Genomic DNA, 25,233 nt, shown 5'->3' on the forward strand with positions numbered 1-25,233 from the left:
CATGGCACTGCGCGATCAGATCCGGATCATGGTGGTGGACGACATGTCGACCAGCCGTGGCCTCATCACCCAGGCCCTCGACGCCTTTGGCATTCGCAACGTCGCCAGCACGGCTGATGGTCCAAGCGCGTTGAAAACGCTGGAAACCCAGCCGGTCCACCTGGTGATCTCGGACTACAACATGCCGGGCATGGACGGGCTGCAACTGCTGCACCGTCTGCGCACGGGTCCAAAGACCAAGGGAGTCGGGTTCATCCTGATCACCGGGAAGGCTGACAAGGCCATCATCGATCAGGGACGCAAGTTGGGGATGAACAATTTTCTCAAGAAACCTTTTGAGCCCAAAGACCTGCAAACCTGCATCGAAGCCGTCGTGGGGCGTCTGTGAACGGGCCCGATACCAAAAAAACGTCCCACGCGTCGGCCCCTGAGGTTCCGGCAGACGTCCTCATGTCTGTCCTGGGCGAGCAGGTCTCGACGCTCCATGGCCTGGCGCATGAGCTGGAGAGATCCCTGTCCGAAACTCTGAGCGCAACGGACAGGCTGTCCGCCGAGGCTTTTCGTACTTTGCAGAGGCTCGACTACCTCCGACAGTCGCTCAAGGACATCGGCGCCGTGATGTCGCATGTCGGAGAGAAGCTCAGCTGGACTGAGGGCCGCGAAGTGCACCTCGACAGTCTGCACGAACTTGTCGACATGCGGGAAAGTCTTGAGGGGCTGGTCCCAAAAAAGGACAACGGCGCTGCGGTGCATGACATCTGGCTCTGACCGCACCCCCCTTTGATTACGTGAAATGCTAAGCCCTCGGATCCCGCAATCCGAGGGTTTGCTTTGGCCCAACGGTATTAAAAAACCTCGGCGACCTAGTCTAAAAAAGTTCCACATCATTGCGCGCGGGCACTTTGACGGCAGGCGTTGGCTCGGGTGCCGAGGCGACCGTTTTCTGCATGACCCGGCCTTCAGCCGGATAGAAACGGATATGCCGTGCAGAAGACCCGCCGAGCGAATTCCCGATGCATGGGATCCCCTCTTGATCAAGAAACTTCAGCGCAAAGGCACCATTGGCATGTCCGATGTCCGACAGGCCGCGGACCATGCGGGCTCCGCCGAAAACCTTTGCCTTCAAGCGGGTCCGCATTGCCCCTTCCCGGACGAGCGCATTGATCAACAGCTCCATCGCGTTGACACCGGCAAAGTCATTGGCGATTCCTCCGACATTGGATTGCGCCACCAGGATGTGGTTCATGCCGCCGACGCCTGCGGTGTCATCCCACAGACACACGGCGACACACGACCCCAGGATCGTTGAGATGACAGCGCCCGACTTGCCGGAGACGGCAAACTCACCCTGGGAAATGCTGACGGATTCAGGTTTGTTCATGGATTGCACTCGATCCTCAGACCCGCGATGTCGTTTTTTCGGCCATACGGCAAATCTCTCCCGCAATCTCGTCCAGCGGAAGTTCCTTGTCGACCGCTCCAAGTTCGGCAGCGGCGCGGGGCATCCCGTAGACCACGCAGGATTCCTTGTTCTGGCCGAGGGTCAGCGCACCGCCGTCATGAATCTGGGCCAAAGCCTCTGCGCCATCACGCCCAAGTCCGGTGAGGATGACGCCGATGACGGCCTCTGGAAAAGCTTTGGCAGAGCCGAAGAGCTCATCCACCGACGGGTAATGTCCGTTGGTCTTGGGGCCCATGATATCCGTGCAATAGAAGGCACCGCCCCGCCGGGTGACGCCTGTGTGGCGGTCGCCCCCGGGGGCTATGTACACTGTTCCCTGCTCAAGCTGGGCGCCATCGGTCGCGACCCGGACACGTTGACCATTTCGCTGGTCCAAGCGAGAGACAAAACTTTTCAAGAAACTCTCAGGCATATGCTGAGAGATCACGATCGGCGGACAGGAGACTGGCAAACCCTTCAACACGGTTTCGATCGCGGCAACGCCCCCGGTCGATGCGCCGATCAATACGATCCGGCCATTCCAGCGTTTGATCTTGTTGGGCTGTAAGGTGGTTTCGATCCGCCGCAGCCCGTCAGTCCTGGCGATCTGCCGTCCGCCACTGCGCGCGGCCGCCAGAACCCGCACGGCCATGTCGTCGAGGAAATTGGGTCTGATCCCTTCCTGCGGCTTCACCAGCACATCGACGGCACCAAGAGACAGGGCCCGGATTGCAGCCTGGCTGCCTTCGACGGTGACGCTTGAAAACATCACGACGGGCATGGGGCGCAAACGCATGATCCGTTCAAGAAAATCGAGACCATTCATGCGCGGCATCTCGACGTCCAGCGTGATCACGTCCGGGTTCAGCGCCTTGATCTTTTCGCGGGCATCATAGGCATCGATGGCGGTCCCGACGACTTCGATCTCGGGATGACGGGCAAGGCCGTGGCTTAGCATGTTGAGGATCGCCGGAGAGTCATCGACCAGCAAAACACGACAGGATTGCGGCGTACGCGAGGAAGTCAGCATCAATCTGTCCAATCGTCTGCCGCGCGGAGGGTCCTTGGTCCACCGTTGGCGACGGCCCTCATCGGCACCTCGACCGTTCCTGGCAGGGCTGCCTTCGACGTTCGACGGGCTCCGACGATGTCGTCACCGATCGAGAATTGGCCAATGGCGCTGACCAGGCTCTGGGTTCGGGACGCGAGGGCATGCGCGGCAGAAGACGTCTGTTCGAACATCGCGGCGTTCTGTTGCGTCGCATGGTCGATCTGGTTGATCGCGCCGTTGATCTGGGACAGCGACGTGCTTTGTTCATCACCCGCGCGGGCGATCTCTCCGATGTAGTCCGAGATTTCTCCGATGGACTGGACGATGCCCTTGAGCGCGGCACCGGTCTGACCAACCAGTTCCACGCCTTGCGACACATGCTGTCCCGACCGCGAGATCAGCGAACCGATTTCGGCCGCGGCATCGGCGCAGCGCTGGGCCAGCGCCCGAACCTCGGTGGCGACAACGGCGAACCCGCGACCGGCCTCGCCCGCGCGGGCAGCTTCGACGCCGGCGTTCAACGCCAACAGATTGGTCTGGAAAGCGATATCGTCGATGACGGAGATCACCTTGACGACCTCTTGGGAGGAGGCGGCGATTTCCGACATGGCGTGTTCCGCTGAATCCACGACGGCGCCAGAGCTTTCCGCGCTGCGCTGCGCCTCGACCACCAGTTGGTTCGCGCGCGAGGTGCCCGTGGCGGTCGAGGCGACGGTTTGCGTCAGCTCATCCAGGCTGCTGGCGGTCTCCTGCAGCGTCATGGCCTGCTTTTCGGTGCGTTTCGCAAGATCGTCCGACGCCTTCACGATTTCGGCCGTCTCCTGCTGCATGGCGCCGGTTTCGCGCGCGACCGAGCTCATCGCTCGGGTCAGGTGGTCGGTCGAATTGTTGAAATCGACCCGAAGCTGATCATCTTCCCCGGCGAAGGGTGTCGACAAACGCGTTGTCAGATCGCCGGAGGCGATGGCCTTCAACCCGATGCGCAGCGAATCCACGACCAGTTTCTGGTTGTCTTCAAGCTGCTTGCGCGCGGCCTCTGCCTGTTCCATCGCGGTGTGCTCTTCGGTCACGTCGTCGGCGATGAAGAGGATCGACCCGGTCTTTCCCTTGAGATCGCGGATCGGATAAAACCCGCCATCCAGAACCGTCGCACCGTCCGGGCCGATTGCCCGGAAACGACCGGACACCGCCTCTCCGGCCGAGATGGTCCGGGCGATGTCCGTGCCGGTCATGTCACTGTCGACCGCCTGCAGGCGCGCCATGAAGTCGGTGCTGTCGACCTGATGGTCCGCGACGCAGGCCTGAAAATTTCCATTCGCCCGGACAACCGCCCCGTCCAGGGTGAATTCCGCCTTGGCCTTGCTGTTCTCGATCGCGTCCAGTGTTGCCTGGTCACGCCGCCGGTCGGTCACGTCGATCCATTCCAGAACCATCCCGGCGACGGCGCCGTCATCGCCCGGAATCGCATCTACCCGCAGCTGGACCGCGGCCTGCCCGACGTAGATATCGGTGATGAAGGGCAGGTTCTTCGGATTGCTCATCATCTTGCGGATCTTCGCGGGCACCTTGTGGAATTCATCCATGTTCCGGCCGATCAGTTTTTCCGCGTCGAACCCCGGATCAACGGTGGCGAAGTCCTTCTGACGGTTGGCCAGAAGCTGCACGACGGACCTGTTGGTGTACTGGATGTTGAAATCCGCATCCGTCATCATCAGCGCAGCGGAACTGGTGTCGATCGCGACGCTTTTGCGCAGATTTTCCGCGTTCGTCTGCCGGGCCCTGTCCAGCGAGCTGCCCAACTGGTCCGCAATAAGCGTCAGGCGCGAGAGCTCATCCACGGGCGTCTTGCCATCCGACGGGTGAAGCGCCGCCAGTCCATCCGTGACACGACGCAGCCGGCCAACCAGACCGCGCGCACCGACGAAGCACAGAACCGCGCCGATCCCGGCCAGCCCTATGGTCAGCAGATGGTCGGGCACCGCGGGCGACAGGGCCCGAAACCCAAGCAGGCTTCCGATGATCAGAAGATAGACGGCAGCCGTAATCTTGACGGCCAGACCCACGCGACGGATGAACATGAAAGACCCCTCGGACAACGGCGCATCACGGCACCACTTCGGGGTCTGTTATGGCGCGGGGCCATGAAGATTGACTTAATCCCTGCCCGCCATCTGCTGGCTGACGAAATTTTTTCAGACCAGCCCCAGGTCACGCGCGCGCATCGCGGCATGGGTCCGGTTGCGCGCCTCGAGCTTACGCGACAGCGTCTTGACGTGCAGCTTGATCGTCACTTCCTGCACCCCGAGATCGCGCGCGATTTCCTTGTTGGACTTGCCGCCGGCGATGCCGCGCACGACCTCGACCTCACGCGGGGTCAGCCGGTGCGAGGCATCGGCCAGCGCGTCGTCGGGGATATAGGCGCCGCCCGCCATCAGCGTGCTGACCGCCTGGATCAGATCATCGGGGCCAAGCGTCTTGGGCAAAAACCCGGCCGCCCCCAGATCGATCGCCTGCCGCGCGACCTCGCCCCCGGCGGCACCGGAGATCAGGGCAACGGGAACATCAGGAAAGCGTTCGGCCAGCTTGCGAAGACCATCGAGCGATTCCATGCCCGGCATGCGATAGTCCAACAGGATCAGATCATAGCTGCTGGTGTCGAGCGCCGCTTCGGCGCCGGTCATGTCGCCGACCGCCGTGACCTCGTGAAGACCGTTCTGCATCAGATAGGCCGCGATGGTTTCGCGCACCAGTCCGTGATCGTCAGCAAGCAGGATCTTTCCCATGCCCATCCTCCGTAGCTTCGAGTCGTAACCTATCCGAAAGGACAGTTTATGTCCTCAAAACTTGCCGAATTGTTTACGAGACGGCAAGGATCATAGAATACGCTCGGGTGCCAGCCCGTAATGCCTTTCAGAACGGAGACATCGATGTTTCGACGACTTGCCCTGACCGTCCTTCTCACCTTCAGTCCGGTCATCTGCACAGCCGCCGACACCCTGCCCACGACCACCGAACCCCCGATCCTGACGATCCGCGCCAAGGGCGAGACCTATCCGCTCGACCTCGGGGCGCTGCGCGAACTTCCCGCGGACCGGTTCACCACGTCGACCATCTGGACCGACGGCGAACAGACCTTCACCGGCGTCCGCGTGACCGAGGTGCTGGAGCGGCTGGGCCTGACCGAAGGCACCATGAGCCTTACGGCCGCCAACGACTACCAGATCACCATAGACGTCGGTCATTTCACCCCCGACGGGGCCATGCTGGCCTACGAGCGCAACGGAAAACCGATGACCCTGCGCGACAAGGGCCCGGTCTGGCTGGTCTACCCCTACGACTCGGATGCGAAATTCCGCACCGAAGTTGTCTATGCCAATTCGATCTGGCAACTCGACCGGATCGAGATCACGCAGTAACAAGGCCCGGATGGCGCCCCGCCAGCCGGAGCACAGCCCATGAGCCTGCCGCCCCCGGTTGTTGAACCGGCCAAGAAACGACCCGCGCACGTCAATCCCTTCTACATCGTCGGGCTTGGCGCGATGCTGTTCATGTCGGTGCTGCTGGTCGGGTCGCTGATGATCGACGTGCGGCACAAGCTGGCCGAACTGGAATCCGCGCCGCAGGACAACGTGCAATGGACCCTGTCGCAGTTCGAGGTCGAGTTTCTGGCGCTGACGCTGGCCGTGCAGGAAGCGGATACGGCGCGTGCGCTTGGCCAGCCGGTTGATCTGACCGATCTGCGGCGGCGCTATGACATCCTGTATTCCCGCGCGCAGACCCTGTCGCAAAGCGAAGTGTACCGCCGCGCCTTCGACGACCCCGCGCTGTCGACGCTTTTTGCCCTACTGGCGACCGAAGTGCGCGTGATGGCCGATCGCATCGACGCCGACGATTCCACCCTGATCGCCGACCTGCCCGGCCTTCTGGCGACCTTGACCCTGCTGCGCGAACAGACCCGCGCCGTCACCACGGAAGGCAACCGCGCGCTCGTGCACGACTCCGACGCCTCGCGGCAAGAGATTTCGCAGGTGCTTCTCAGGCTGGCCATGGCCTCGTTCCTGCTGCTGGTGATCCTTGCGGCGATGGTCGTGCAGTTTCGCAGGATGGCGCAGATCTCGGTCCGGCAACTGCAGGAAAACCTGTCGACCTCTGCCCGGCTCGAGGCGACGTTCAACACCTCGCGCGACAGCATCGTCGTGGTCGAGGACGACGGACGGATCGACAACCTGAACCGTACGGCAGCGGATCTTTTCAACCGGGACGATATCTATACCCGCGGCGCCAGGATCGGCACGATGCTGGCCTATCGGTCGGACACGGGCCTTGAGCCGCTGACCGGAGCGCAGCTGTTGCGCATGGCCGCGGAACGCCAGACCGGCATCCGCCTGATCGGGATCCGCCCGGATGAAACGACCTTTCCGGTCGAGATGTCGGTCGGCACCTCGACCCGTGAAAAGCGCCCGATCTGCGTCTGCGTGATCCGCGACATCTCGCACCAGATGAACGTGGAAACCGAACTGAAGCAGTCGCGGGACCACGCCCTTGCCGGCGAACGGGCCAAGGCGCGGTTCCTGGGTGTGATCAGCCACGAGATGCGCACACCGCTGAACGGCATCCTCGGCACCTTGGATCTGATCGAAGAGGAGGTCACGCAGGACGATCACGCAGGTCCACTGCGCGACACCTTCCTGCCGATGCTGCGCAATTCGTCGAGCACGCTTCTGACGCTGGTCAACGATGTGCTTGATATCACGCAGATCGAAAGCGGGATGAAGCTGAACACCCGCGCCTTCGACCTGGACCGGATGCTGGGTGATCTGACACTGGCCTTTGCCGCCGGGGCCCGCGAAACCGGCAATCGGGTCGAGGTGACCAGCGCCGATCCGATCGGCACGGTCGCGGGCGATCCGGACCGGCTGCGCCAGGTGATCTCGAACCTTCTGGGCAATGCGATCAAGTTCACCAAGGACGGTGTCATCACGATCGAGGCCAGCCGCCTGTCGGAGGAGTTGATCGAGATCCAGGTGATCGACACCGGCTTTGGCATGACCGCCGCCGAACTTGAGCGGATCTTTGACGATTTCGTACGCACCGACCGGGCGATCAACCAGCAGATCCAGGGCACCGGCCTTGGGCTGGGCATCGCCAAGACGCTGGTCGAGGCCATGGGCGGCACCATCGGCGCCGAAAGCGAACCGGGGGAAGGGTCGCTGTTCTGGGTGCGCCTGCCCCTGCCCCCGGCGATGCCGCTGGCCGAGGATGAAACCGAGGACCGGCCGGGCACCGGCACCTGTGCCCGCATCCTTCTGGTCGAGGACAATGCGACCAACCGGTTCATCGCCCGCCGCCTGATGGAAAACGACGGCCACCGCGTGACCGAAGCCGTCAACGGCGCCGCCGCCGTCGATCTGGCCAATAGGGAACATTTCGATCTGATCCTGATGGACATCTCGATGCCCGTTATGGACGGCATCGCCGCGACGCAGGCCATACGCGCCGGCACTGGCCCGAACAGCCAGACCCGGATCATCGCGCTGACCGCGCATCTGACCGGCGGGCTTGACCAGACCCAGACCGATGCGGTGATGGACGCCGTCCTGCACAAGCCGATCGACCGCGCGGCGCTGCGTCGACAGATCGCCTCGGCGGTCGGCAAGGCGGTCGGGCCACCGCAGCAGGACGACGACCAGCCGCCCTTCGATTCGCTTCTGGCCGAACTGGATCCCGCAACGGCCACCCGCCTGATCGATGCCTTCGTTGCGGAAACCGACCGGGCACTGGCCGACCTGCCAGGGCGACTGGCCGCGGCCGAACCGCAGGATGACGCCGTCGCCCGCGCCCTGCATGACGCGGCCGGCGGCTGTGCCAGTTTCGGCCTGCCACGCCTGCATCGCCTTCTGATCGAAGGAGAATCCGACTGGCGTGCCGGTGATCGGGCGGCGGCAGAAGCAAAGTTGAGCGACGCCTGTCGGATCTGGCCCGATCTGCGCGCCCAGGTCCTTGACGCGCGTCCGACGATCCCCGTCAGCCCCTGACGCCCCTTGACCCGACCATATTCGCCGCCAAACTAGACCAAACGGTCTAGGAGCAACGACGATGTATGATTGGAACGATCCTGACCTCGTGGACCGGCTGACCCGCAGTTCGGCCAACCAGGGGTTCAACCAATGGCTCGGCATCACGCCGATCGCGGTCGGCAATGGCCAGGTTGAACTGACCGTGCGGATCCGGCCCGAGATGACCCAACACCACGGCTATGTCCACGGCGGCTGCGTCGGCACGATCGCGGATGCCGCCTGTGCCTGGGCCGGCGTTGCCGCCACCGGTGCGGATGTCGTCACGGCCAATTACACGCTGCACTTCCTCGCCCCCGCCACCGGAGAGCTGCTGCGCGCCAAGGGCCGGACCATCCGTGCCGGACGCAGCGTCGTCACGGTCGAGGCCGAGGTCTGGGCCGAAGCCGAAGGCCGCGATCCCAAGAAGGTCGCTGTCGCCATGGCCTCGATCGCGGTGCTGCCACAGAAGACACCGGCATGACCCGGCAGGGCGAAGAAACCCGCGCCCGGCTGATCCGCGCCGCCGTCGCCCTGTACCAATCGCAGGGCTACCACGCGACCGGGGTGGCCGCGATCCTGACCCATGCGGGCGTGCCCAAGGGGTCGATGTACCACCATTTTCCCGATGGCAAGCAAGAGCTTACGGTGGCCGCCGTCGACTGGTTGACGCAAGAGATGATCGGGCGATTTGCCCGTGCCGCCGATGGCAAGGTGGCCGCGGACAAACAGGTGATGCGGCTTTTCACCGACACCGCCGCCTGGGTCGAAGGGCATGACTATACCCAGGGCGCGCTGCTGTCATTGCTGGCACAGGAGGTCGAGGCGGGTGAGGTTGCCCTGCGCACACGGATCGCCGCCGCCTACCGTGATGTGACCACGCAACTGGCCGAAGCGCTTGAGGCCGGGGGCGCCACGCAGCCGGAGGATCTGGCCACCACGGTTCTGGCGGCGCTGGACGGCGGCATTGCCCGCGCCCGCGCGCAACGCTCGACCGTCGGGCTTCACCGCGCCGGAGAGATGCTGGCAGCCGTCGCCCGGCGTTAACCGAACAGATCGTGCGCCAGTTCCAGCGCGTCGATCAGCGCGTCGACCTCGGACTTGGTGTTGTACATGCCAAAGGACGCGCGGCAGGTCGCCGACAGGCCCAGGTGCTCCATCAACGGTCCGGTGCAATGTTGCCCGGCCCGCACCGCGACGCCCTTCTTGTCAAGAATGGTCGAAATATCATGGGCATGGGCCGCCCCTTCCAGGGTGAACGAAAAGATCGCCCCCTTGCCCGGTGCAGTGCCCTGGACCTGGATCCAGTTCACCCCGTGCAGCCGTTCTGCGGCATAGCGCGCGATCTCGGCCTCGTGGGCGGCAATGTTTTCCATCCCGACGCCCATCATGTAATCCAGCGCGACGCCAAGACCGATCGTCTGCACGATCCCCGGGGTGCCTGCTTCGAACTTCATCGGCGGATCGTTATAGATCACGGCATCCTTGGTCACTTCGCGGATCATGTCACCGCCGCCGAGGAATGGCCGCATCTCGGCCTGCCGCTCGGCACGGGCAAAGATCGCCCCGGACCCCGAGGGGCCGTAAAGCTTGTGGCCCGTGATCGGATAGAAATCACACCCGATGTCCTGCACGTCGACCGGCATGTGAACCGCGGCCTGCGATCCGTCGATCACCGACACGATGCCGCGCTCGCGGGCGGCGGCGCAGATCGTCTTGACGTCCACCACGGTGCCCAGCACGTTCGACATCTGCGTCACGCAGACCATCCGGGTCCTGGGCCCGAAGGCATCGATGACCTTCTGCGGATCCAGCGATCCGTCGGCCTCGACATCGACCCATTTGATCACGACACCCTGACGCTCACGCAGGAAGTGCCACGGCACGATGTTGGCGTGATGCTCCATCACGCTCAGCACGATCTCGTCGCCCGCCTGCAGGTGCGGCATGGCCCAGCCGTATGCGACAAGGTTCAGCCCCTCGGTCGTGCCCGAGGTGAAGATGATCTCGTCCTCTGACCCGGCATTCAGGAACTGGGCGATTTTGCGCCGGACGCCTTCGTATTTCTCGGTCGCCAGGTTCGACAGGTAATGCAGCCCGCGGTGCACATTGGCGTATTCATGCGAATAGGCGGTATTGATCGCGTCGATCACCACCTGCGGCTTCTGTGCCGAGGCCCCGTTGTCCAGGTAGACCAGCGGCTTGCCGTTGACCTCGCGCGACAGGATCGGGAAATCGCGGCGGATCGCGTCGACGTCGTACATCAGAAATCTCCGGTCTGGGCGGGCGGTGCAAGGCCAAGCGCGGCGCTCAGCACGGACATCACCACGATAAGGCCGACGAACATGACGGCCAGCGTGCCAAGCGCCTTGGGAATGTTGAACCCATGCGCCTGGGCCACGAAATTGAGAAGGATCCAGATCCCCCAGATGCCAAGCGCGGTCGCCGCCAGCCAGCCCAGCAGCGGTGACACCAGCGACAGGATCGAGATCACGACCTGCGCCACCACCCGCAGCATCTGCAGCCAGACGGTGATCTTGCCGACGCTTTCCACGTCGCCGATCCCACCCAGCAAGCGGCCCGAAAAGGCCGTCAGGAAGACCATCAGCACGAAGATCACCAGGATGAACCCGGTCAGCGTCACGGGCGATCCGACCATCGCGGGCACGGCAAGCCCCGCCTGCGCCAGCCCCGGCAGCAGGACGGAATAGTAGATCCCGTTCAGCACCGCGACGAGGCCGAGCCCCATCCAGACCGCCTGCATCGGAACATCCAGCGCCAGCACGCGTTTGGCGGCCTGCGCCGGGTTCGTCACCGTTTCCAGCGCGAGCGATTTCAGATCATCAAAAGTCATATCCGGCCCTTTTCGACCGCCCAGAGGCCCGACACCCAGAACCACAGAAAGACCCCAAGCGCCAGCAACCCGGTCAGGGCCGTCTGCGGCCCGGCCCCCAGGAACCCTTCGGTCAACCCGTTGAGAAGAAAGGCCGGCGCCGTGGCCAGCAGCGCCCAGAACAGCGCCATGCGGGCAGAATAGAAACCGCCCTGCCCGCCCACGACCCGCGCCACCGCGTGGCTGAGCGCGCCGAGGCCGTAAAGGATCAGCGGCAGGATAAACACCAGCGCCATCAGCGATCCGCCCATCAGCATCTCAAGCTCGGCTCCGGTCTCGAACGACTGCCGGGCCAGTCGCGGCCACTGCGCCACGAACAGCAGACCGCAGCCCGCCATCAGCACGGCCAGCGCGCGGTCTTCCCGCGCGCCGCCTTCGATCCGGCGCTGCAACACGGGCACGGGCCCGCGATAGGTCGCCACGATATCCCGCAGGATCGACATCAGCCGCGCCGACGATCCAGCCAGGCTTCGACCTTGCCCAGGATCTCGTCCGAGAGCGCCTCGTCCTCGATCTCCTGCACCGCTTCGGCCAGGAAGGCCAGCGTCAGCAGGTCGGTTGCCCGTCCTTCCGGCACCCCGCGCGACCGCAGGTAGAACAGCGCATCCTCATCGATCGCCCCGGACGTGGAGCCGTGCGAACAGGCCACGTCATCGGCGTAGATCTCAAGCTCGGGCTTGGCCAGGAACTGGCTGTCCCCGTCCAGCAGCAGCGATTGGCTGATCTGGTAGCCGTCGGTCTTCTGTGCGCCTTCCTTCACCAGGATCTTGCCCTGGAACACGCCCGTCGCACCGTTGCGCAGCACCTTCTTGAACACCTGGCGGCTTTCGCAGTTCACCGCGTCATGGGTGATGAAGATCGTGTCGTCGTGATGGAAATCACCATCGCCGACGCAGGCGCCGGCCACGTGGGCCACGGCGTCATCACCGGTCAGTTCGATCACGCATTCATTGCGCGTCATCCGGCCGTTCGCGGTCAGGGTAAAGCTTTTGAACGTGCTCTCGGTGCCCAGACGCGCGAAGATATGCGTCGCGGCCTGACGTTCGTGATCGCGCCCCTGCGCCCGGACGTGGTGGAAAGCCGCGCCATCGGCAATATCGACCTCCATCACCTTGTTGAACCGCGCGGCGGCGGGGCCGTTTTCCAGCACCGTCAGCTCGGCCTTGGCATCCAGCTTGATCACGTGGTGCAAGATCGCATCCGAGGTCTCGCTCTCGTGCCGATAGATCAGCGACACGGGCTTTTCCGCCTTGCCGGTCGCATGGATCAGCACGCCGTCGGTGGCGTAGGCGGTGTTCAGCGCGGCCAGCGGACGTGCGACCGGATCCTGACCGTTCGCCTCGAGCGTGCCATAAAGCCCCTGCGCCCAGTGGATGTCCGAGGTCGCCTCGGCCAGACGTTCGATCTTGACCCCCGCAAGTGCGGGATCGTCCGAGGCCGCGGCGTCGAAGACGCCGTCCACGAAGACCAGCTTGACGCGGTCGACGCTGTCGAACACCTGCACCTCGTCGCCGGTAAAGACCGCCGCCGGGGTGACATCGGCCACGACCAAGCCCGTGGGTTTGGTGAATTTCCAGTATTCATCACGGGCGTGCGGCAGGCCCTGCTGCACCACCCGGTCCAGCGCCGCCTTGCGTGCCGTGGCCGTCCAACCCTTGTCCGCCACCGGACCCAGGCTGTCGAGCCGCGCGCTGGTCGCGCCCTGCTTCTGTTCGATGAGTCCTGCGCGTGCGGCCATTATTCGGCCTCCGCAAGCAGGTCGGCATAGCCGTTCTGTTCGACTTCCAGCGCCAGTTCGGGACCGCCGGTCTTGATGATCCGGCCGTCGGCCATGATGTGCACGACGTCCGGTTTGATGTGGTCCAGAAGGCGCTGGTAGTGGGTGATGACCAGGAAGCCACGGCCTGCATCGCGCAGCGCGTTCACGCCTTCGGACACCAGTTTCATCGCGTCGACGTCCAGGCCCGAATCCGTTTCATCCAGGATGCACATGCGCGGCTGAAGAACCGCCATCTGCAGGATTTCGTTGCGCTTCTTCTCACCACCCGAGAAACCGACGTTCACGGGGCGCTTCAGCATGTCGGCGTCGATCTTCAGATCCTTGGCCTTTTCACGCACGAACTTGAGGAAATCGGTCGCCGACATCTCGTCTTCGCCGCGCGCCTTGCGTTGTGCGTTCACCGCAGTGCGCAGGAAGGTCATGTTGCCGACGCCGGGGATCTCGACCGGGTACTGGAACGCCAGGAACAGGCCCGCCGCCGCGCGCTCTTCCGCTTCCATGTCCAGCAGGTCGTCGCCGTCCAGCGTCGCCTCGCCGCCGGTGACCTCGTAGCCGTCCTTGCCGGACAGCACGTACGACAGCGTCGACTTGCCCGACCCGTTCGGGCCCATGATCGCATGCACCTTGCCCGCTTCGACGGTCAGGTCCACACCCTTGAGGATCTGTTTGTCCTCGTCTTCCAGTTTCACCTGCAGGTTCTTGATTTCCAGCATCTTTTCGTCCTTTTCATCCGCCCCGTCCGGGGCGCCCATATCCTTGCCCGGGGGCTGCCCCCCGCGCGAATTTCGTTAGTCCACCACCACGGCCGTGCCCGAGACCGACACCATCAGCATCGAATCCCCCACGACCTCGTAATCCAGATCGACACCCACCACGGCATTGGCACCCATGGCCGCCGCGCGATGTTCCAGCTCGCGCATGGCAGTGTCGCGGGCATCCTGAAGCTTGGCCTCGTAGGCACCCGACCGGCCGCCGACGATATCGGTGATCCCGGCAAAGAAATCGCGCACCACGTTGGCGCCCATGATCGCCTCGCCCACCACGATGCCGCGGTAGTCGGTGATGCGTTTGCCTTCGATCGATTGCGTCGTTGTCACGATCATCTCAATCTCCTGTCTCTGCCATCTGCACCTCGGCCAGCGCAGCGCTCAGACGCGCCTCGTCGCTGGCGTGACAGATGATGAAGTTCTTGTTCGTCTGATACCGCTGGTGCACCAGCAGCTCGCGATAGTCCTGCGCCGCGACCCATTGATCGAAGGCGTCGTAGTTTTCCTGATCGACCTCGACCAGCATGACCGGGTGGCACCGCGCCAGAACGCCCGAAAGGCCCTGCAGCGCCTGCATTTCCATCCCCTCGACATCGATCTTGATGAAGTCGGGGGTGACATCGGCCAGGGCATCATCGGCGCGCACCACTTCGACATCGCCTTCGCCCGCCCGCATCTTGGCCGCGCCCAGGTTCCGGTCGCGTTTCTGCATGCCGAAACCACCGCGCGCCACGTCCGAGGCGCCGTAGCCGATGAAGTCCAGCGACACGACATCGCGCAGACGGTTCACCAGCACGTTCTGGATCAGCAGCTCATAGGCCAGCGGGTTCGGCTCGAACGGGATCACCTTGGTGGCCTTCAGGTGCAGCGCGGCAAACAGCGAATGATTTCCGATGTTTGCCCCGATATCGACAAAGGTGCCGCCCGTGGGAAAGATCGCGCTCAGGACCGACAGTTCCTGCTGTTCATAGAATTCGCCCGCCCGGTGCTTGCGCTGGATCGGGTCGTTTTCCATGTTCACGCAGAAGGTGACAGGCAGCCCAAGCGGCGACGCATGGATCAGCTCCAGCGGCACAGAGGCCACCGGACGCCCACGCGCCAGCCGTCGATTTATGCGTGCCACCCGCGGGATCATGGATCAGCCCACGGAGCCTTCGAGAGAGATCGCGACAAGCTGCTGTGCTTCCATCGCGAATTCCATCGGCAGGGCCTGCAGCACCTCGCGGCAGAAGCCGTTCACGACCAGCGCGACCGCCTCTTCTTCGTCCATGCCGCGCTGGCGGCAATAGAACAGCTGATCGTCGTCGACCTTCGACGTCGTCGCCTCGTGTTCCACGCGGGACGAGTTGTTCTTCACCTCGATATACGGAACCGTATGCGCACCGCATTCCGACCCGATCAGAAGCGAGTCACACTGCGTGTAGTTGCGCGAATTCTTCGCCTTGGGGTGCATCGAAACCAGCCCGCGATAGGTGTTCTGCGCCTTGCCCGCGCTGATCCCCTTGGACACGATCCGAGACTTCGTGTTCTTGCCCAGGTGCACCATCTTCGTGCCGGTATCGGCCTGCTGATAGTTGTTGGTGATCGCGATCGAGTAGAATTCGCCCTGGCTGTCGTCCCCGCGCAGGATGCAGCTGGGGTATTTCCAGGTCACGGCGGACCCCGTTTCAACCTGCGTCCACATCACCTTGGCCCGGTCGCCCCGGCAATCCGCGCGCTTGGTCACAAAGTTATAGATGCCGCCCTTGCCATTCTCGTCGCCCGGGAACCAGTTCTGGACGGTGGAATACTTCACCTCGGCGTCTTCCTCGACGACGATCTCGACCACGGCGGCATGCAGCTGCGACGTATCCCGCTGCGGTGCGGTGCAGCCTTCGAGGTACGAGACATACGACCCCTTGTCTGCGATGATCAGCGTGCGTTCGAACTGGCCGGTGTTTTCCGCGTTGATACGGAAATAGGTGGACAGTTCCATCGGGCAGCGCACGCCCGGCGGGACGTAGACGAACGACCCATCCGAGAAGACGGCGCTGTTGAGCGTGGCGTAGAAGTTGTCGGACACAGGAACGACCGACCCGAGGTATTTCTTCACCAGCTCAGGATGCTCGCGGATCGCTTCCGAGATCGAACAGAAGATCACCCCGGCCTTTTTCAGTTCCGCCTGGAAGGTCGTGCCGACGGAGACGGAATCGAACACCGCGTCCACGGCGACCTTGCGGCCTTCGGCGGGCATGTCCTCGGCGCCCTCGACGCCGGCCAGGATCATCTGTTCCTTCAGCGGAATGCCCAGCTTTTCATAGGTCGCCAGCAGCTTGGGGTCGACCTCGTCCAGCGACTTGGGCTTCACTTCCATGCTTTTCGGGCGGGCGTAGTAATACTGCTTCTGGAAGTCGATCTCCGGATAATCGATCATCGCCCAGTCGGGTTCTTCCAGCGTCTTCCAGCGTGCGAACGCCTCAAGCCGCCAGTCGGTCATCCACTGGGGTTCTTCGTTCTTTTCGGAAATCAGCCGCACGATGTCCTCGGAGAGGCCCATGGGCGCGTATTCCGTTTCGATCTCGGTGTCCCAGCCGTACTTGTAGGTTCCGATCGCCTTGACCGCATCGACCGTTTCCTGGTCGACGCCTTCCTTCACCTGGGTGTCGTCAATCGTGCTCATCTCTCGCGTCCTTCCTTACGCCGCGCGGGCGCGGTGTTTGTCCCGTTGCGCCAGCCAGGCATCGGCAAAGCGCATGATCTCGTCTTCCGTCGTCCGGACCCCAAGCGACACGCGCAGCGCGCCACCGGCAGACCGGTCGTCATAACCCATGGCCTTCAGAACCTTGCTCTCGCGGACCTTGCCGCTTGAACAGGCCGATCCGGCCGAAACTGCGAACCCCTTGAGGTCCATTTGCATCACCTGCGTCTCGCCCTTCCAGCCGGGGGACACAAGGTAGCTGGTGTTGGGCAGCCGCGGCGCATTGGCCCCGGCGATCACCACGTCTTCGGCCTCGGTCAGCACCCGCGCCTCGAAGGCGTCGCGCAAATCGCGCACCCGGTCCCAGGCGCCGCTGTCCAGCTCGGCCATGGCGGCCTCGGCGGCGGCGCCGAAGCCGACGATGCCCAGCAGGTTCTCCGTCCCCGCGCGGCGGCCCATCTCCTGGCCTCCGCCCGTCATCTGGGCCTGCACATCCGTGCCGCGCTTCATCACCAGCGCCCCGATGCCCTTGGGCGCGCCCAGCTTGTGACCGGATATAAGGGCCATCTGGCAGCCCATCCAGTTGAAGGCCACCGGAATCTTGCCGAAAGCCTGGGTTGCGTCCGACGCATAAAGCCCCTCGGGCAGGGTCTGGATCACCCCGGTTTCGGAATTTGCCAGCTGCAGCGTACCCTTGGAGACATCGCCGGGCGTCACGATCCCGTCGGCATCCACCGCCCAGACCGGCGAAATCCGGCTGCCCACGGCATCATGTTCGATGCCCGCGCCCTCAAAACCGCCAGCGGCAAAGGCGATCCCCGCCGCTTCGGTCGCGCCCGAGGTGAAGACGATATCCGCCCCATCCGCCCCGAAGGCCGCCGCGACCTGCGCCCGCGCCTTTTCGATCAACGCCTTGGCCGCACGCCCCTCGGCATGGACCGAGGACGGATTGCCCACCAGGTCCATCGCCGCCAGCATCGCCTCGCGCGCCTCGGGCCGCAGAGGATAGGTGGCGTTGTGGTCAAGATAGACCCGCGAGATCACGCGTCTTCCTCGTCCACGACCGCAAAGAGGTTCGGCACAGCCGGGCATGGCGCCAGGCCGTTACCGATCACATCCGACAGCCGCGCCTGGTGCAGGAACACGTAGACATGCGCCGACAGGCTTTGCCACAGACGGTTGGTGACGGACTGCGCCTTGGTGCCCGACAGGCCGCCGCTGGCACCCGCGCCCGAATGCATCGCGTCGATGGTTTCATCCACGGCACCCAGCACGTCGATCACCCGGATATCGGACGCGGACCGCGCCAGCTTGTACCCGCCGCCCGGCCCCCGGACCGACGCCACAAGCCCCGAACGACGCAACTTGACGAACAGCTGTTCGAGATAGGGCAGAGAGATATTCTGCCGTTTCGACACCTCGGCCAGCGTCACCAGCTTGCCCTCGGGCTGCATTGCAATATCCGCCAGTGCCACCATGGCATAGCGTCCTTTGGTGCTGAGTTTCATGGCCTGACGCCCCGTGCGAGTCCCGAATTCATTGACGTTGCCGAAACAAGAGCTTATCTCGCTTCAAGCCGTCATGCCGGGGCCGGACCCCGGTTTAGAATCTTTCTAAGGTGCTTGAGCTAATTCGTCAAGAATTGAGCACCAAACAGGAGTACCCAATGCCCGAGGTTATTTTCCCCGGCCCCGAAGGCCGCCTCGAAGGTCGCTACCACCCGCAGAAAGAACGTGACGCGCCGATCGCCATCATCCTGCATCCGCACCCTCAGTTCGGCGGCACGATGAACAACAAGGTCGTCTATAACCTGCATTACGCCTTCCACAAGATGGGCTTCACTGTCCTGCGGTTCAACTTCCGCGGCGTGGGACGCAGCCAGGGTGAATACGACCAGGGCGTGGGTGAACTGTCGGATGCGGCCTCGGCCCTCGACTACCTGCAGTCGATGAACACGAACTCCAAGCATTGCTGGGTCGCGGGCTTTTCCTTTGGCGCCTGGATCGGCATGCAGCTTTTGATGCGCCGCCCCGAGATCACCGGCTTCATCTCGGTCAGCCCTCCCGCCAACATGTACGATTTTTCGTTCCTGGCGCCCTGCCCGTCTTCGGGCCTGATCATCAATGGCACCGCCGACCGCGTCGCGCCCCCCGCAGACACCACCACCCTGGTCGGCAAGCTGCAGGAACAGAAGGGCATCACGGTCACCCATGAACAGATGGAAGGCGCCGGCCACTTCTTCGAAGATCCCTACATGGATCCGATGATCGACACCGTGACCGACTACGTCAAACGCCGCCTGACCGAGTCGACCCGCTGATGTCGGGGTCGACCGACCGGATCGCCGCCAAACTGGCCGACGAAACGCTCGAGGTGATGACCCAGACCGGCAACGAACGGTTCTACATAGAGGTCGCGCAGATGATCGGCGCGGCCTCGCAGACGCTGGAAGAGGCCTATCTGACCGAAATCCGCGTCCGTCTTGCCGCCCGCAAGGCCATGAGCTTTATCCGCAAGCACAAGAAAGCCTCGGAATGACCCGCATCGACGCGCAGATGGCCTTTCTGGCCGAAGCCGAGAAGCTGCGGGGCATTCTGCGCGCCACCCCGATCGGTGACAATTCGCGGCAAGAGAACTCGGGCGAACACAGCTGGCACATCGCGCTGTATGCCATGATCCTGGGCGAACACGCCCCCGAGGGCGTGCAGATCGACCGGGTGATCCGGATGCTGCTGATCCACGACATCGTCGAAATCGACGCGGGCGACGTGCCGATCTATGCCCAGACCGCCGAAGGCCAGGCCGAAACCGAAGCGGCCGAGGAACGCGCCGCCGCCCGCATCTTTGGCCTGCTGCCCGAAGATCAGGCGCGGGGCCTGATCGACCTCTGGCATGAGTTCGAGGCGGCCGAGACACCGGACGCCATCTTTGCCAAATCGCTCGACCGGTTCCAGCCGCCCAACCTGAACCTCGCCTCGGGTGGCGGATCCTGGAAGACCTACAACGTCACCTTCGACGTTCTGGATCAGCGCGTCGGCAAGCCGGTGCGGCGTGGGGCCCCCGCGCTTTGGGACTGGATCGCGCCGAGGATCCGGGCGGTCCTGGGCTAGACCCAGTCCGCCAGCACCTCGGGCATCCACTTGGCCGATGTCCTGTCGGCCGCGTAATAGCACCGCCCGCAGCGTTTCAGCACATCTCGGTCGATCTCGAACCCCAGCCCAGGCGCCTGGGGCATTTTGAACCATCCCTCGTCGTGCAGGAACGGCTGCGTGAAGATCTGGTCGCGCCCCTCGGGGGTCCAGCCCGGCTCGGCGATCGGATATTCGAAGAGCTCTTCTCCCGCGAACCCGCTGGCCGCGAAGACATGGGCGTTGGCGATGAACCCGAACCCGTTCGACCAGCAATGCGGCGTGAACCGCACGCCGCGTTCGCGACACAGCTTGGCAACCTGCATCACCTGCCCCACGCCCCCGGCCCACATCACGTCGGGCTGATAGATGTTGTAGCAGCGCATGGTGACCATCCGCTCCAGCTCGGAATAGCCCATCAGGTGCAGCTCGCTTCCCGCAACGGGCACGCGGGAATAGCTGGTCAGCTCGGCCATCTGGTCGTGCCATTCGCCGAACAGCGGCTCTTCCACCCAGGCAAGGCCGACGTCCGCCGCCGCGTCCACGAACCGCTTGGCCCGGTCAAGCGACCAGATCGGCGCATCCCCATCCTTGGTCAGCCGAAACGCCTGGTTCACGTCGACTGAAATCCGCATCCGCCCCTGCATATAGGTCGCAATGTCCGAGATATGTTCGATATCAACGGCTTCGTCGAAATCATGCACCCGGATCTTCATCGTCCGAAAACCCTCGGCATGGCGTTTCTCGGCCTCTTCCCGCCGCGCGCCGGTGTCCTTGATCTCTCCGCCCGAGGCATAAAGTGGGATGCGATCGTCCGTCCCGCCCAGCAACTTGTAAAGCGGCAGCCCTGCCGCCTTGCCGCGAATGTCCCAGAAGGCCGGCTCAAGCCACCAGTTGAAACTGCCGCCCGCCGCCATGATGCCGATGCGTTCGGTCAGCGTGGCCTGATCCGCGACATCCACCCCCAGAAACAGCGCCGACAGCTGGTCCCCCAGCCCCGCACGTTCCCGCCCCGAGGCGGGAAAGCCGCTCCACCCCTCGATGCCGTCATCGGTGACGAACCGCACGACACACATCGATACATGCGTCCGGATGAACCCCGGTATCCAGGACGGCGCATGCGGCGCGGCCAGGGGCGTCTTCACGAGGTACAACTCGACACGGTCCAGAACAGACATGGGCGGTCCTTTCAGGGTTCGGGGACATTCCGTTACGCGGAAAGCTAGGCGGACAATGGACCGTCGCAGAGGGCCAATCCGCGCCCATCACCAGACCAATTCAGGTCCAGCTTCCTCTGGTCCCATATCCTGGGGGAGTCGCGGCACGCGACGGGGGCAAAGCCCCCATCCCACCCTCAGCCCTTCGACTTGGCGCCGGCGTCCACGGCGTGCTTTGCCAGATCCTGGGCGATCGCGAAGGCACCCTTGATCTTGTCCGCGTTCGATTTCCAGTCCCGCCGCACGACGATCTTGTTGTCCTTCACCTTGGCCAGACCCTTCTGCGCCTTGATGAACTCGACCAGCCCCTGCGGATTGGCAAACTTGTCGTTGTGGAACTGGATCGTCGCCCCCTTCGGCCCGCCGTCCAGCTTTGCGATCCCGGCGCGTTTGCACATCGCCTTGATGCGCACGACCAGCAGCAGCGTGTTGACCTCTTTCGGCAGCTTGCCGAAACGGTCGATCAGTTCGGCGGCAAAGCCTTCCAGTTCGACCTTGGTGGTCAGCGACGACAGGCGGCGATAGAGCCCCAGCCGCAGGTCGAGGTCGGGCACGTACTCCTCGGGGATCAGCACCGACACGCCCAGGTTGATCTGTGGCGCCCACTGGTCATCCATTTCGGACAATCCGTCCAGCTCGCCCGACTTGATCTTGGCGATCGCCTCTTCCAGCATCGACTGGTACAACTCGTAGCCCACGTCGCGCATGTTGCCCGACTGTTCTTCGCCCAGCAGGTTGCCCGCGCCTCGGATGTCCAGATCCTGGCTTGCCAGCGTGAACCCGGCGCCAAGCGTGTCGAGCGAGCCGAGAACCTTCAGCCGTTTCTCGGCTCCCGGCGTCAGGCGCACGCGGGGCTTGGTCGTCAGGTAGGCATAGGCGCGCGTCTTGGCGCGGCCCACACGCCCCCGTATCTGATAGAGCTGCGCCAGCCCGAACATGTCGGCGCGGTGCACGATCATCGTGTTGGCGCGCGGGATATCCAGACCGGATTCGACGATCGTCGTGGCCAGCAGGACGTCGTACTTGCCGTCGTAGAAGGCGTTCATCCGCTTGTCGAGCTCACCGGCGGCCATCTGGCCATGCGCGGTGACGTAACTCACCTCGGGCACTTCGTTTTTCAGGAACTCCTCGACCTCGGCCAGGTCGGTGATCCGGGGCACGACATAGAAGGACTGGCCGCCGCGATAGCGTTCGCGCAGCAGCGCCTCGCGCACGGTGACCGCATCGAATTCGGACACGTATGTCCGGATCGCCAGACGGTCGACCGGCGGCGTGCCGATGATCGACAGATCCCGCACCCCCGACAGCGAAAGCTGCAGCGTCCGGGGGATCGGCGTGGCGGTCAGGGTCAGCACGTGCACGTCGGATTTCAGCTGTTTGAGCCGTTCCTTGTGGTTCACGCCGAACCGCTGTTCCTCGTCCACGATCAGCAGGCCGAGGTTCTTGAACCGGATCGACTTGGCCAGAAGCGCATGGGTGCCGACCACGATGTCGACCGTGCCCTTCGCCAGCCCCTCGCGCGTCTTCTCGGCGTCCTTGGCCGAGACAAAGCGCGACAGCGGCGACACCTGCAACGGGAAGCCCCGGAAGCGTTCGGCAAACCCCTGAAAATGCTGACGCGCCAACAGGGTCGTCGGCGCGATCACCGCCACCTGCACGCCGGACATGGCGGCGACAAATGCGGCGCGCAGCGCCACCTCGGTCTTGCCGAACCCGACATCGCCGCAGATCAGACGGTCCATCGGATGCCCGGATTCCAGATCCTCGATCACGTCGGAAATCGCCGACAGCTGGTCGTCGGTTTCCTGGTAGGGAAAGCGCGCCTGGAAGGCATCCCAGGCGCCATCGGGCGGATCCATGATCGGGGCCTTGCGCAGCGCACGTTCCGCCGCAACGCGGATCAGCCGGTCCGCCATCTCGCGAATGCGTTCCTTCAGGCGCGCCTTCTTGGCCTGCCAGGCGCCACCGCCCAGCTTGTCCAGAAGCCCTTCCTCGTGGCCGTACTTGGACAGCAGTTCGATGTTTTCGACCGGCAGGTAAAGCCTTGCGCCTTCCGCATATTCCAGCAGCAGGCATTCATGCGCGGCACCTGCGGCCGTGATGACCTCAAGCCCGTGATAGCGCCCGATGCCATGATCGACATGGACCACCAGATCGCCGGGCGACAGCGACTGCGCCTCGGTCAGGAAGTTCTCGGCCCGGCGTTTCTTGCGCGCGCCACGGATCAGACGGTCGCCCAGCACGTCCTGTTCGGAAATCACCGTCAGCTTGCGGTCGCGCCACGGGCCTTCGAACCCGGCCTCAAGCGCCCAGACCGCCAGATGCAGGCCCGTCTTGCCGATGCCTTCAGCGTTGCGGATCGGCACGGCACCGACCAGCCCCTCGTCCTCGATCAGCCCGTCCAGACGTTCACGCGCGCCGTCAGAGTACGACGCGATGACCACAGGACCATCCGCCATCTTCGCCCGCACGTGATCGGCCAACGCCCCGAAAAGGCTGACATTCTCAAGCTGCCGCTCGGGCGAGAAGCTGCGCCCGACGCGCCCGCCTGCATCCACCACCCCGGGGCCCGAGGCACGGGGCAACGGCGACATCTGCACCACCCGCAACGGATCGACCGCCTTGTCCCAGGCGGCATCGTCCAGATACAGCAGGCCCGGCGGCACGGGTTTGTAGATCGAATCCATACGGTCGCGTTTTTCAAGCGCGATGCGCCGCGTGTCGTATTGATCCTTGACGCCGTCCCACCTGGACAGCCGCGCCGCGCTGACCTGATCGTCCAGCATGACCGAGGCCTGCGGCACGTAGTCGAACAGCGTTTCAAGCCGGTCATGGAAAAACGGCAGCCAGTGTTCGACACCCTGGTGCTTGCGACCCGCGCTGACGGCTTCGTACAGCGGATCGTCGGTGCCCGCCGCGCCAAATTCGATCCGGTAGTTCTGGCGGAACCGGGTGATCGCGGCCTCGTCCAGGATCACCTCGCTCACCGGGGCAAGTTCGATCACGTCAAGCTTTTCGGTCGTGCGCTGCGTGCCCGCATCGAACCGCCGCGCCGCATCCAGCACATCACCGAACATGTCCAGCCGCACCGGCCCGCCTTCGCCCGGCGGATAGATGTCGATGATACCGCCGCGCACCGCGTAATCGCCGGGTTCAGTCACCGAATGCGACTGCGAAAACCCCATGCGGACAAGGAAGGCGCGCAGCGCGGCCTCGTCGATCCGGTCGCCGACACGGGCGGTGAACGCGGCCTCGCGCAGCACCTCGCGCGCAGGCACGCGCTGCGTCGCGGCGTTGACGGTCGTCAGAAGCACGAAGCGTTCGGGCATCCCATGGACCAGCGCTGCCAGCGTCGCCATCCGCATGGCCGACACGTCTGCGTTGGGCGACACCCGGTCATAGGCCAGGCAGTCCCAGGCCGGGAACTGCACCACCGGCATCGACGGATCGAAGAACCGCAGCGCATCCACCATCGAGGCCATGCGGCGATCATCCAGCGCCACGTGCACAACCGGACCGCCGCGCTTTTCCACCTCTTTCAGGATGAGAGAGGCATCGAACCCCTCGGGCGCGCCGCCGAGGGTGATCTTGTCGGACCCCGTCGCCATGGTTCAGCCCCCCAGAGCGCCGAAGGAAAAGTTCTGGAACATGCCCCACATCGTCGTGATGAAGATCGAGGCCATACCGATCAGCTGCACCGTCATCCGGTGGATCTGCAGCCGCCGATACAACTCGGCCCCCTCGGGGCGCTCGGCGGCCAGGATCCGGGCAGACCGGATGGTGATCAGCCCGACGATCGTCATGGGCATGCCAAGAAGGAACAGCGCCTGGGCGAATTCGATCCGATAGCCGAAGCCCAGAACCGCCAGCGTCGTCAGCGAAAAGCAGACCAGCACGATCAGCACCAGCCCCGACACCTCGGCCACGTGCAGGATCCGGTCGACATAGACCCGCACCAGAACGGCCACGTCGTCTTCGAACTTGCCGCCCTTGCGCTTGGCACGGGTGATCATGTCCCAGGGCACGCCAAGCACCCAGTGCGACGCGGTGGACCACATCACGGCCAGCGAAATCCAGAACCAGAGGTTCGAGAAGCTGCGCATGTCGATGACTTCGAAGATCGTCTGTGTCAGGTCCAAACCGCTGCCCTTTTGTCCGCCATCTGGCCCGGGGCGCTTGACCCCGGTCGACACGCCGGGATTGGCCCACTTGTGGTACAGGCCATT

General features: G+C 63.9%; 26 protein-coding genes. 9 read left to right on the forward strand and 17 right to left on the reverse strand.

The genetic code is table 11. From position 1 onward, the window contains the following. Position 1: 1 nt before the first annotated feature. Both E4S58_RS07450 and E4S58_RS07455 read left to right on the forward strand, forming a co-directional pair. Complete coding sequence (locus tag E4S58_RS07450; protein WP_136635684.1) at positions 2–388, forward strand: response regulator; 387 nt, start codon at positions 2–4, stop codon at positions 386–388. Positions 389–450: 62 nt separating this feature from the next. Then, positions 451–768, forward strand: a complete 318-nt coding sequence (locus tag E4S58_RS07455; RefSeq protein ID WP_136635685.1) for a hypothetical protein — start codon at positions 451–453, stop codon at positions 766–768. A 100-nt stretch (positions 769–868) separates the two neighbouring features. Here E4S58_RS07455 and E4S58_RS07460 read toward each other — a convergent pair whose 3' ends face one another. The 4 genes from E4S58_RS07460 to E4S58_RS07475 form a co-directional block, all read right to left on the reverse strand. Next, a complete protein-coding gene (locus E4S58_RS07460) occupies positions 869–1,381 on the reverse strand; it encodes a chemotaxis protein CheD (protein WP_136635686.1) in 513 nt (170 codons plus the stop codon). Between the two features lie 16 nt (positions 1,382–1,397). Continuing rightward, positions 1,398–2,471, reverse strand: a complete 1,074-nt coding sequence (locus E4S58_RS07465) for a protein-glutamate methylesterase/protein-glutamine glutaminase (RefSeq protein WP_136635872.1) — start codon at positions 2,469–2,471, stop codon at positions 1,398–1,400. Continuing rightward, complete coding sequence (locus E4S58_RS07470; RefSeq protein ID WP_136635687.1) at positions 2,471–4,570, reverse strand: methyl-accepting chemotaxis protein; 2,100 nt, start codon at positions 4,568–4,570, stop codon at positions 2,471–2,473. Before E4S58_RS07470 ends, E4S58_RS07465 begins: the two co-directional genes overlap by 1 nt. 114 nt (positions 4,571–4,684) lie before the next feature. After that, the gene (locus tag E4S58_RS07475; RefSeq protein ID WP_136635688.1) at positions 4,685–5,275 is read right to left on the reverse strand and encodes a response regulator transcription factor; all 591 of its coding nucleotides are present in this window, start codon (positions 5,273–5,275) and stop codon (positions 4,685–4,687) included. A gap of 144 nt (positions 5,276–5,419) precedes the next feature. Between E4S58_RS07475 and E4S58_RS07480 the strand changes: the two genes are divergently transcribed. The 4 genes from E4S58_RS07480 to E4S58_RS07495 all read left to right on the forward strand — a co-directional run bounded on the left by E4S58_RS07480 (position 5,420) and on the right by E4S58_RS07495 (position 9,592). Further along, positions 5,420–5,908, forward strand: coding sequence for a putative pterin-binding protein (locus tag E4S58_RS07480; RefSeq protein ID WP_169052620.1), 489 nt, complete (start codon positions 5,420–5,422; stop codon positions 5,906–5,908). Between the two features lie 39 nt (positions 5,909–5,947). After that, entirely contained in the window at positions 5,948–8,527 is a 2,580-nt protein-coding gene (locus E4S58_RS07485) for an ATP-binding protein (RefSeq protein WP_136635690.1), read from the forward strand. A 61-nt stretch (positions 8,528–8,588) separates the two neighbouring features. Next, complete coding sequence (locus E4S58_RS07490) at positions 8,589–9,029, forward strand: PaaI family thioesterase (RefSeq protein ID WP_136635691.1); 441 nt, start codon at positions 8,589–8,591, stop codon at positions 9,027–9,029. Continuing rightward, positions 9,026–9,592 (forward strand): TetR/AcrR family transcriptional regulator, encoded by a 567-nt coding sequence (locus E4S58_RS07495; RefSeq protein ID WP_136635692.1) that lies wholly within the window; start codon positions 9,026–9,028, stop codon positions 9,590–9,592. The genes E4S58_RS07490 and E4S58_RS07495 overlap by 4 nt, the downstream gene beginning before the upstream one ends. Here the strand turns inward: E4S58_RS07495 and E4S58_RS07500 are convergent. The 10 genes from E4S58_RS07500 to iscR form a co-directional block, all read right to left on the reverse strand. Further along, entirely contained in the window at positions 9,589–10,809 is a 1,221-nt protein-coding gene (locus E4S58_RS07500) for a cysteine desulfurase (protein WP_136635693.1), read from the reverse strand. The genes E4S58_RS07495 and E4S58_RS07500 overlap by 4 nt on opposite strands. Beyond that, positions 10,809–11,399 carry a YIP1 family protein gene (locus tag E4S58_RS07505; RefSeq protein ID WP_136635694.1) on the reverse strand — a complete coding sequence of 197 codons (591 nt, stop codon included), beginning with the start codon at positions 11,397–11,399 and terminating at the stop codon, positions 10,809–10,811. The genes E4S58_RS07500 and E4S58_RS07505 overlap by 1 nt, the downstream gene beginning before the upstream one ends. Further along, positions 11,396–11,881: a YIP1 family protein gene (locus E4S58_RS07510; protein WP_136635695.1), complete on the reverse strand. Its 486-nt coding sequence runs from the start codon at positions 11,879–11,881 to the stop codon at positions 11,396–11,398. Before E4S58_RS07510 ends, E4S58_RS07505 begins: the two co-directional genes overlap by 4 nt. Next, positions 11,881–13,176, reverse strand: a complete 1,296-nt coding sequence (gene sufD / locus E4S58_RS07515; RefSeq protein ID WP_136635696.1) for a Fe-S cluster assembly protein SufD — start codon at positions 13,174–13,176, stop codon at positions 11,881–11,883. Before sufD ends, E4S58_RS07510 begins: the two co-directional genes overlap by 1 nt. Next, positions 13,176–13,931 carry a Fe-S cluster assembly ATPase SufC gene (gene sufC / locus E4S58_RS07520; RefSeq protein WP_136635873.1) on the reverse strand — a complete coding sequence of 252 codons (756 nt, stop codon included), beginning with the start codon at positions 13,929–13,931 and terminating at the stop codon, positions 13,176–13,178. Before sufC ends, sufD begins: the two co-directional genes overlap by 1 nt. Positions 13,932–14,006: 75 nt before the next feature. Then, positions 14,007–14,321: a heavy metal-binding domain-containing protein gene (locus E4S58_RS07525; RefSeq protein WP_136635697.1), complete on the reverse strand. Its 315-nt coding sequence runs from the start codon at positions 14,319–14,321 to the stop codon at positions 14,007–14,009. Between the two features lies 1 nt (position 14,322). Further along, positions 14,323–15,108, reverse strand: a complete 786-nt coding sequence (locus E4S58_RS07530) for an FkbM family methyltransferase (protein ID WP_240789487.1) — start codon at positions 15,106–15,108, stop codon at positions 14,323–14,325. 15 nt (positions 15,109–15,123) lie between these two features. Continuing rightward, positions 15,124–16,644 carry a Fe-S cluster assembly protein SufB gene (gene sufB, locus E4S58_RS07535; RefSeq protein ID WP_136635699.1) on the reverse strand — a complete coding sequence of 507 codons (1,521 nt, stop codon included), beginning with the start codon at positions 16,642–16,644 and terminating at the stop codon, positions 15,124–15,126. Between the two features lie 15 nt (positions 16,645–16,659). Beyond that, positions 16,660–17,703, reverse strand: a complete 1,044-nt coding sequence (locus tag E4S58_RS07540; RefSeq protein WP_136635874.1) for a cysteine desulfurase family protein — start codon at positions 17,701–17,703, stop codon at positions 16,660–16,662. Further along, the gene (gene iscR, locus E4S58_RS07545) at positions 17,703–18,170 is read right to left on the reverse strand and encodes a Fe-S cluster assembly transcriptional regulator IscR (RefSeq protein WP_136635700.1); all 468 of its coding nucleotides are present in this window, start codon (positions 18,168–18,170) and stop codon (positions 17,703–17,705) included. The genes E4S58_RS07540 and iscR overlap by 1 nt, the downstream gene beginning before the upstream one ends. 158 nt (positions 18,171–18,328) lie before the next feature. On the opposite strand from iscR, the gene E4S58_RS07550 reads away from it, so the two are divergent. The 3 genes from E4S58_RS07550 to E4S58_RS07560 are packed head-to-tail and all read left to right on the forward strand — an operon-like array spanning position 18,329 to position 19,772. After that, positions 18,329–18,982 carry an alpha/beta hydrolase gene (locus E4S58_RS07550; RefSeq protein WP_136635701.1) on the forward strand — a complete coding sequence of 218 codons (654 nt, stop codon included), beginning with the start codon at positions 18,329–18,331 and terminating at the stop codon, positions 18,980–18,982. Next, positions 18,982–19,200, forward strand: coding sequence for a hypothetical protein (locus E4S58_RS07555; protein WP_136635702.1), 219 nt, complete (start codon positions 18,982–18,984; stop codon positions 19,198–19,200). The genes E4S58_RS07550 and E4S58_RS07555 overlap by 1 nt, the downstream gene beginning before the upstream one ends. Further along, the gene (locus tag E4S58_RS07560; protein WP_136635703.1) at positions 19,197–19,772 is read left to right on the forward strand and encodes an HD domain-containing protein; all 576 of its coding nucleotides are present in this window, start codon (positions 19,197–19,199) and stop codon (positions 19,770–19,772) included. The genes E4S58_RS07555 and E4S58_RS07560 overlap by 4 nt, the downstream gene beginning before the upstream one ends. On the opposite strand, the gene E4S58_RS07565 is transcribed toward E4S58_RS07560, so the two are convergent. From E4S58_RS07565 to E4S58_RS07575, 3 genes are all read right to left on the reverse strand, one after another. Continuing rightward, a complete protein-coding gene (locus tag E4S58_RS07565; RefSeq protein WP_136635704.1) occupies positions 19,769–20,968 on the reverse strand; it encodes a mandelate racemase/muconate lactonizing enzyme family protein in 1,200 nt (399 codons plus the stop codon). The genes E4S58_RS07560 and E4S58_RS07565 overlap by 4 nt on opposite strands. Before the next feature lie 176 nt (positions 20,969–21,144). Further along, complete coding sequence (gene mfd, locus E4S58_RS07570) at positions 21,145–24,615, reverse strand: transcription-repair coupling factor (RefSeq protein ID WP_136635705.1); 3,471 nt, start codon at positions 24,613–24,615, stop codon at positions 21,145–21,147. A 3-nt stretch (positions 24,616–24,618) separates the two neighbouring features. After that, on the reverse strand, positions 24,619–25,146 hold the full coding sequence (locus E4S58_RS07575; protein WP_136635706.1) for a component of SufBCD complex: 528 nt from the start codon (positions 25,144–25,146) through the stop codon (positions 24,619–24,621). Between the last annotated feature and the right edge of the window lie 87 nt (positions 25,147–25,233).

Origin of the sequence: Pseudooceanicola onchidii (assembly GCF_004959925.1) — a bacterium.
GTDB lineage: Bacteria > Pseudomonadota > Alphaproteobacteria > Rhodobacterales > Rhodobacteraceae > Pseudooceanicola > Pseudooceanicola onchidii.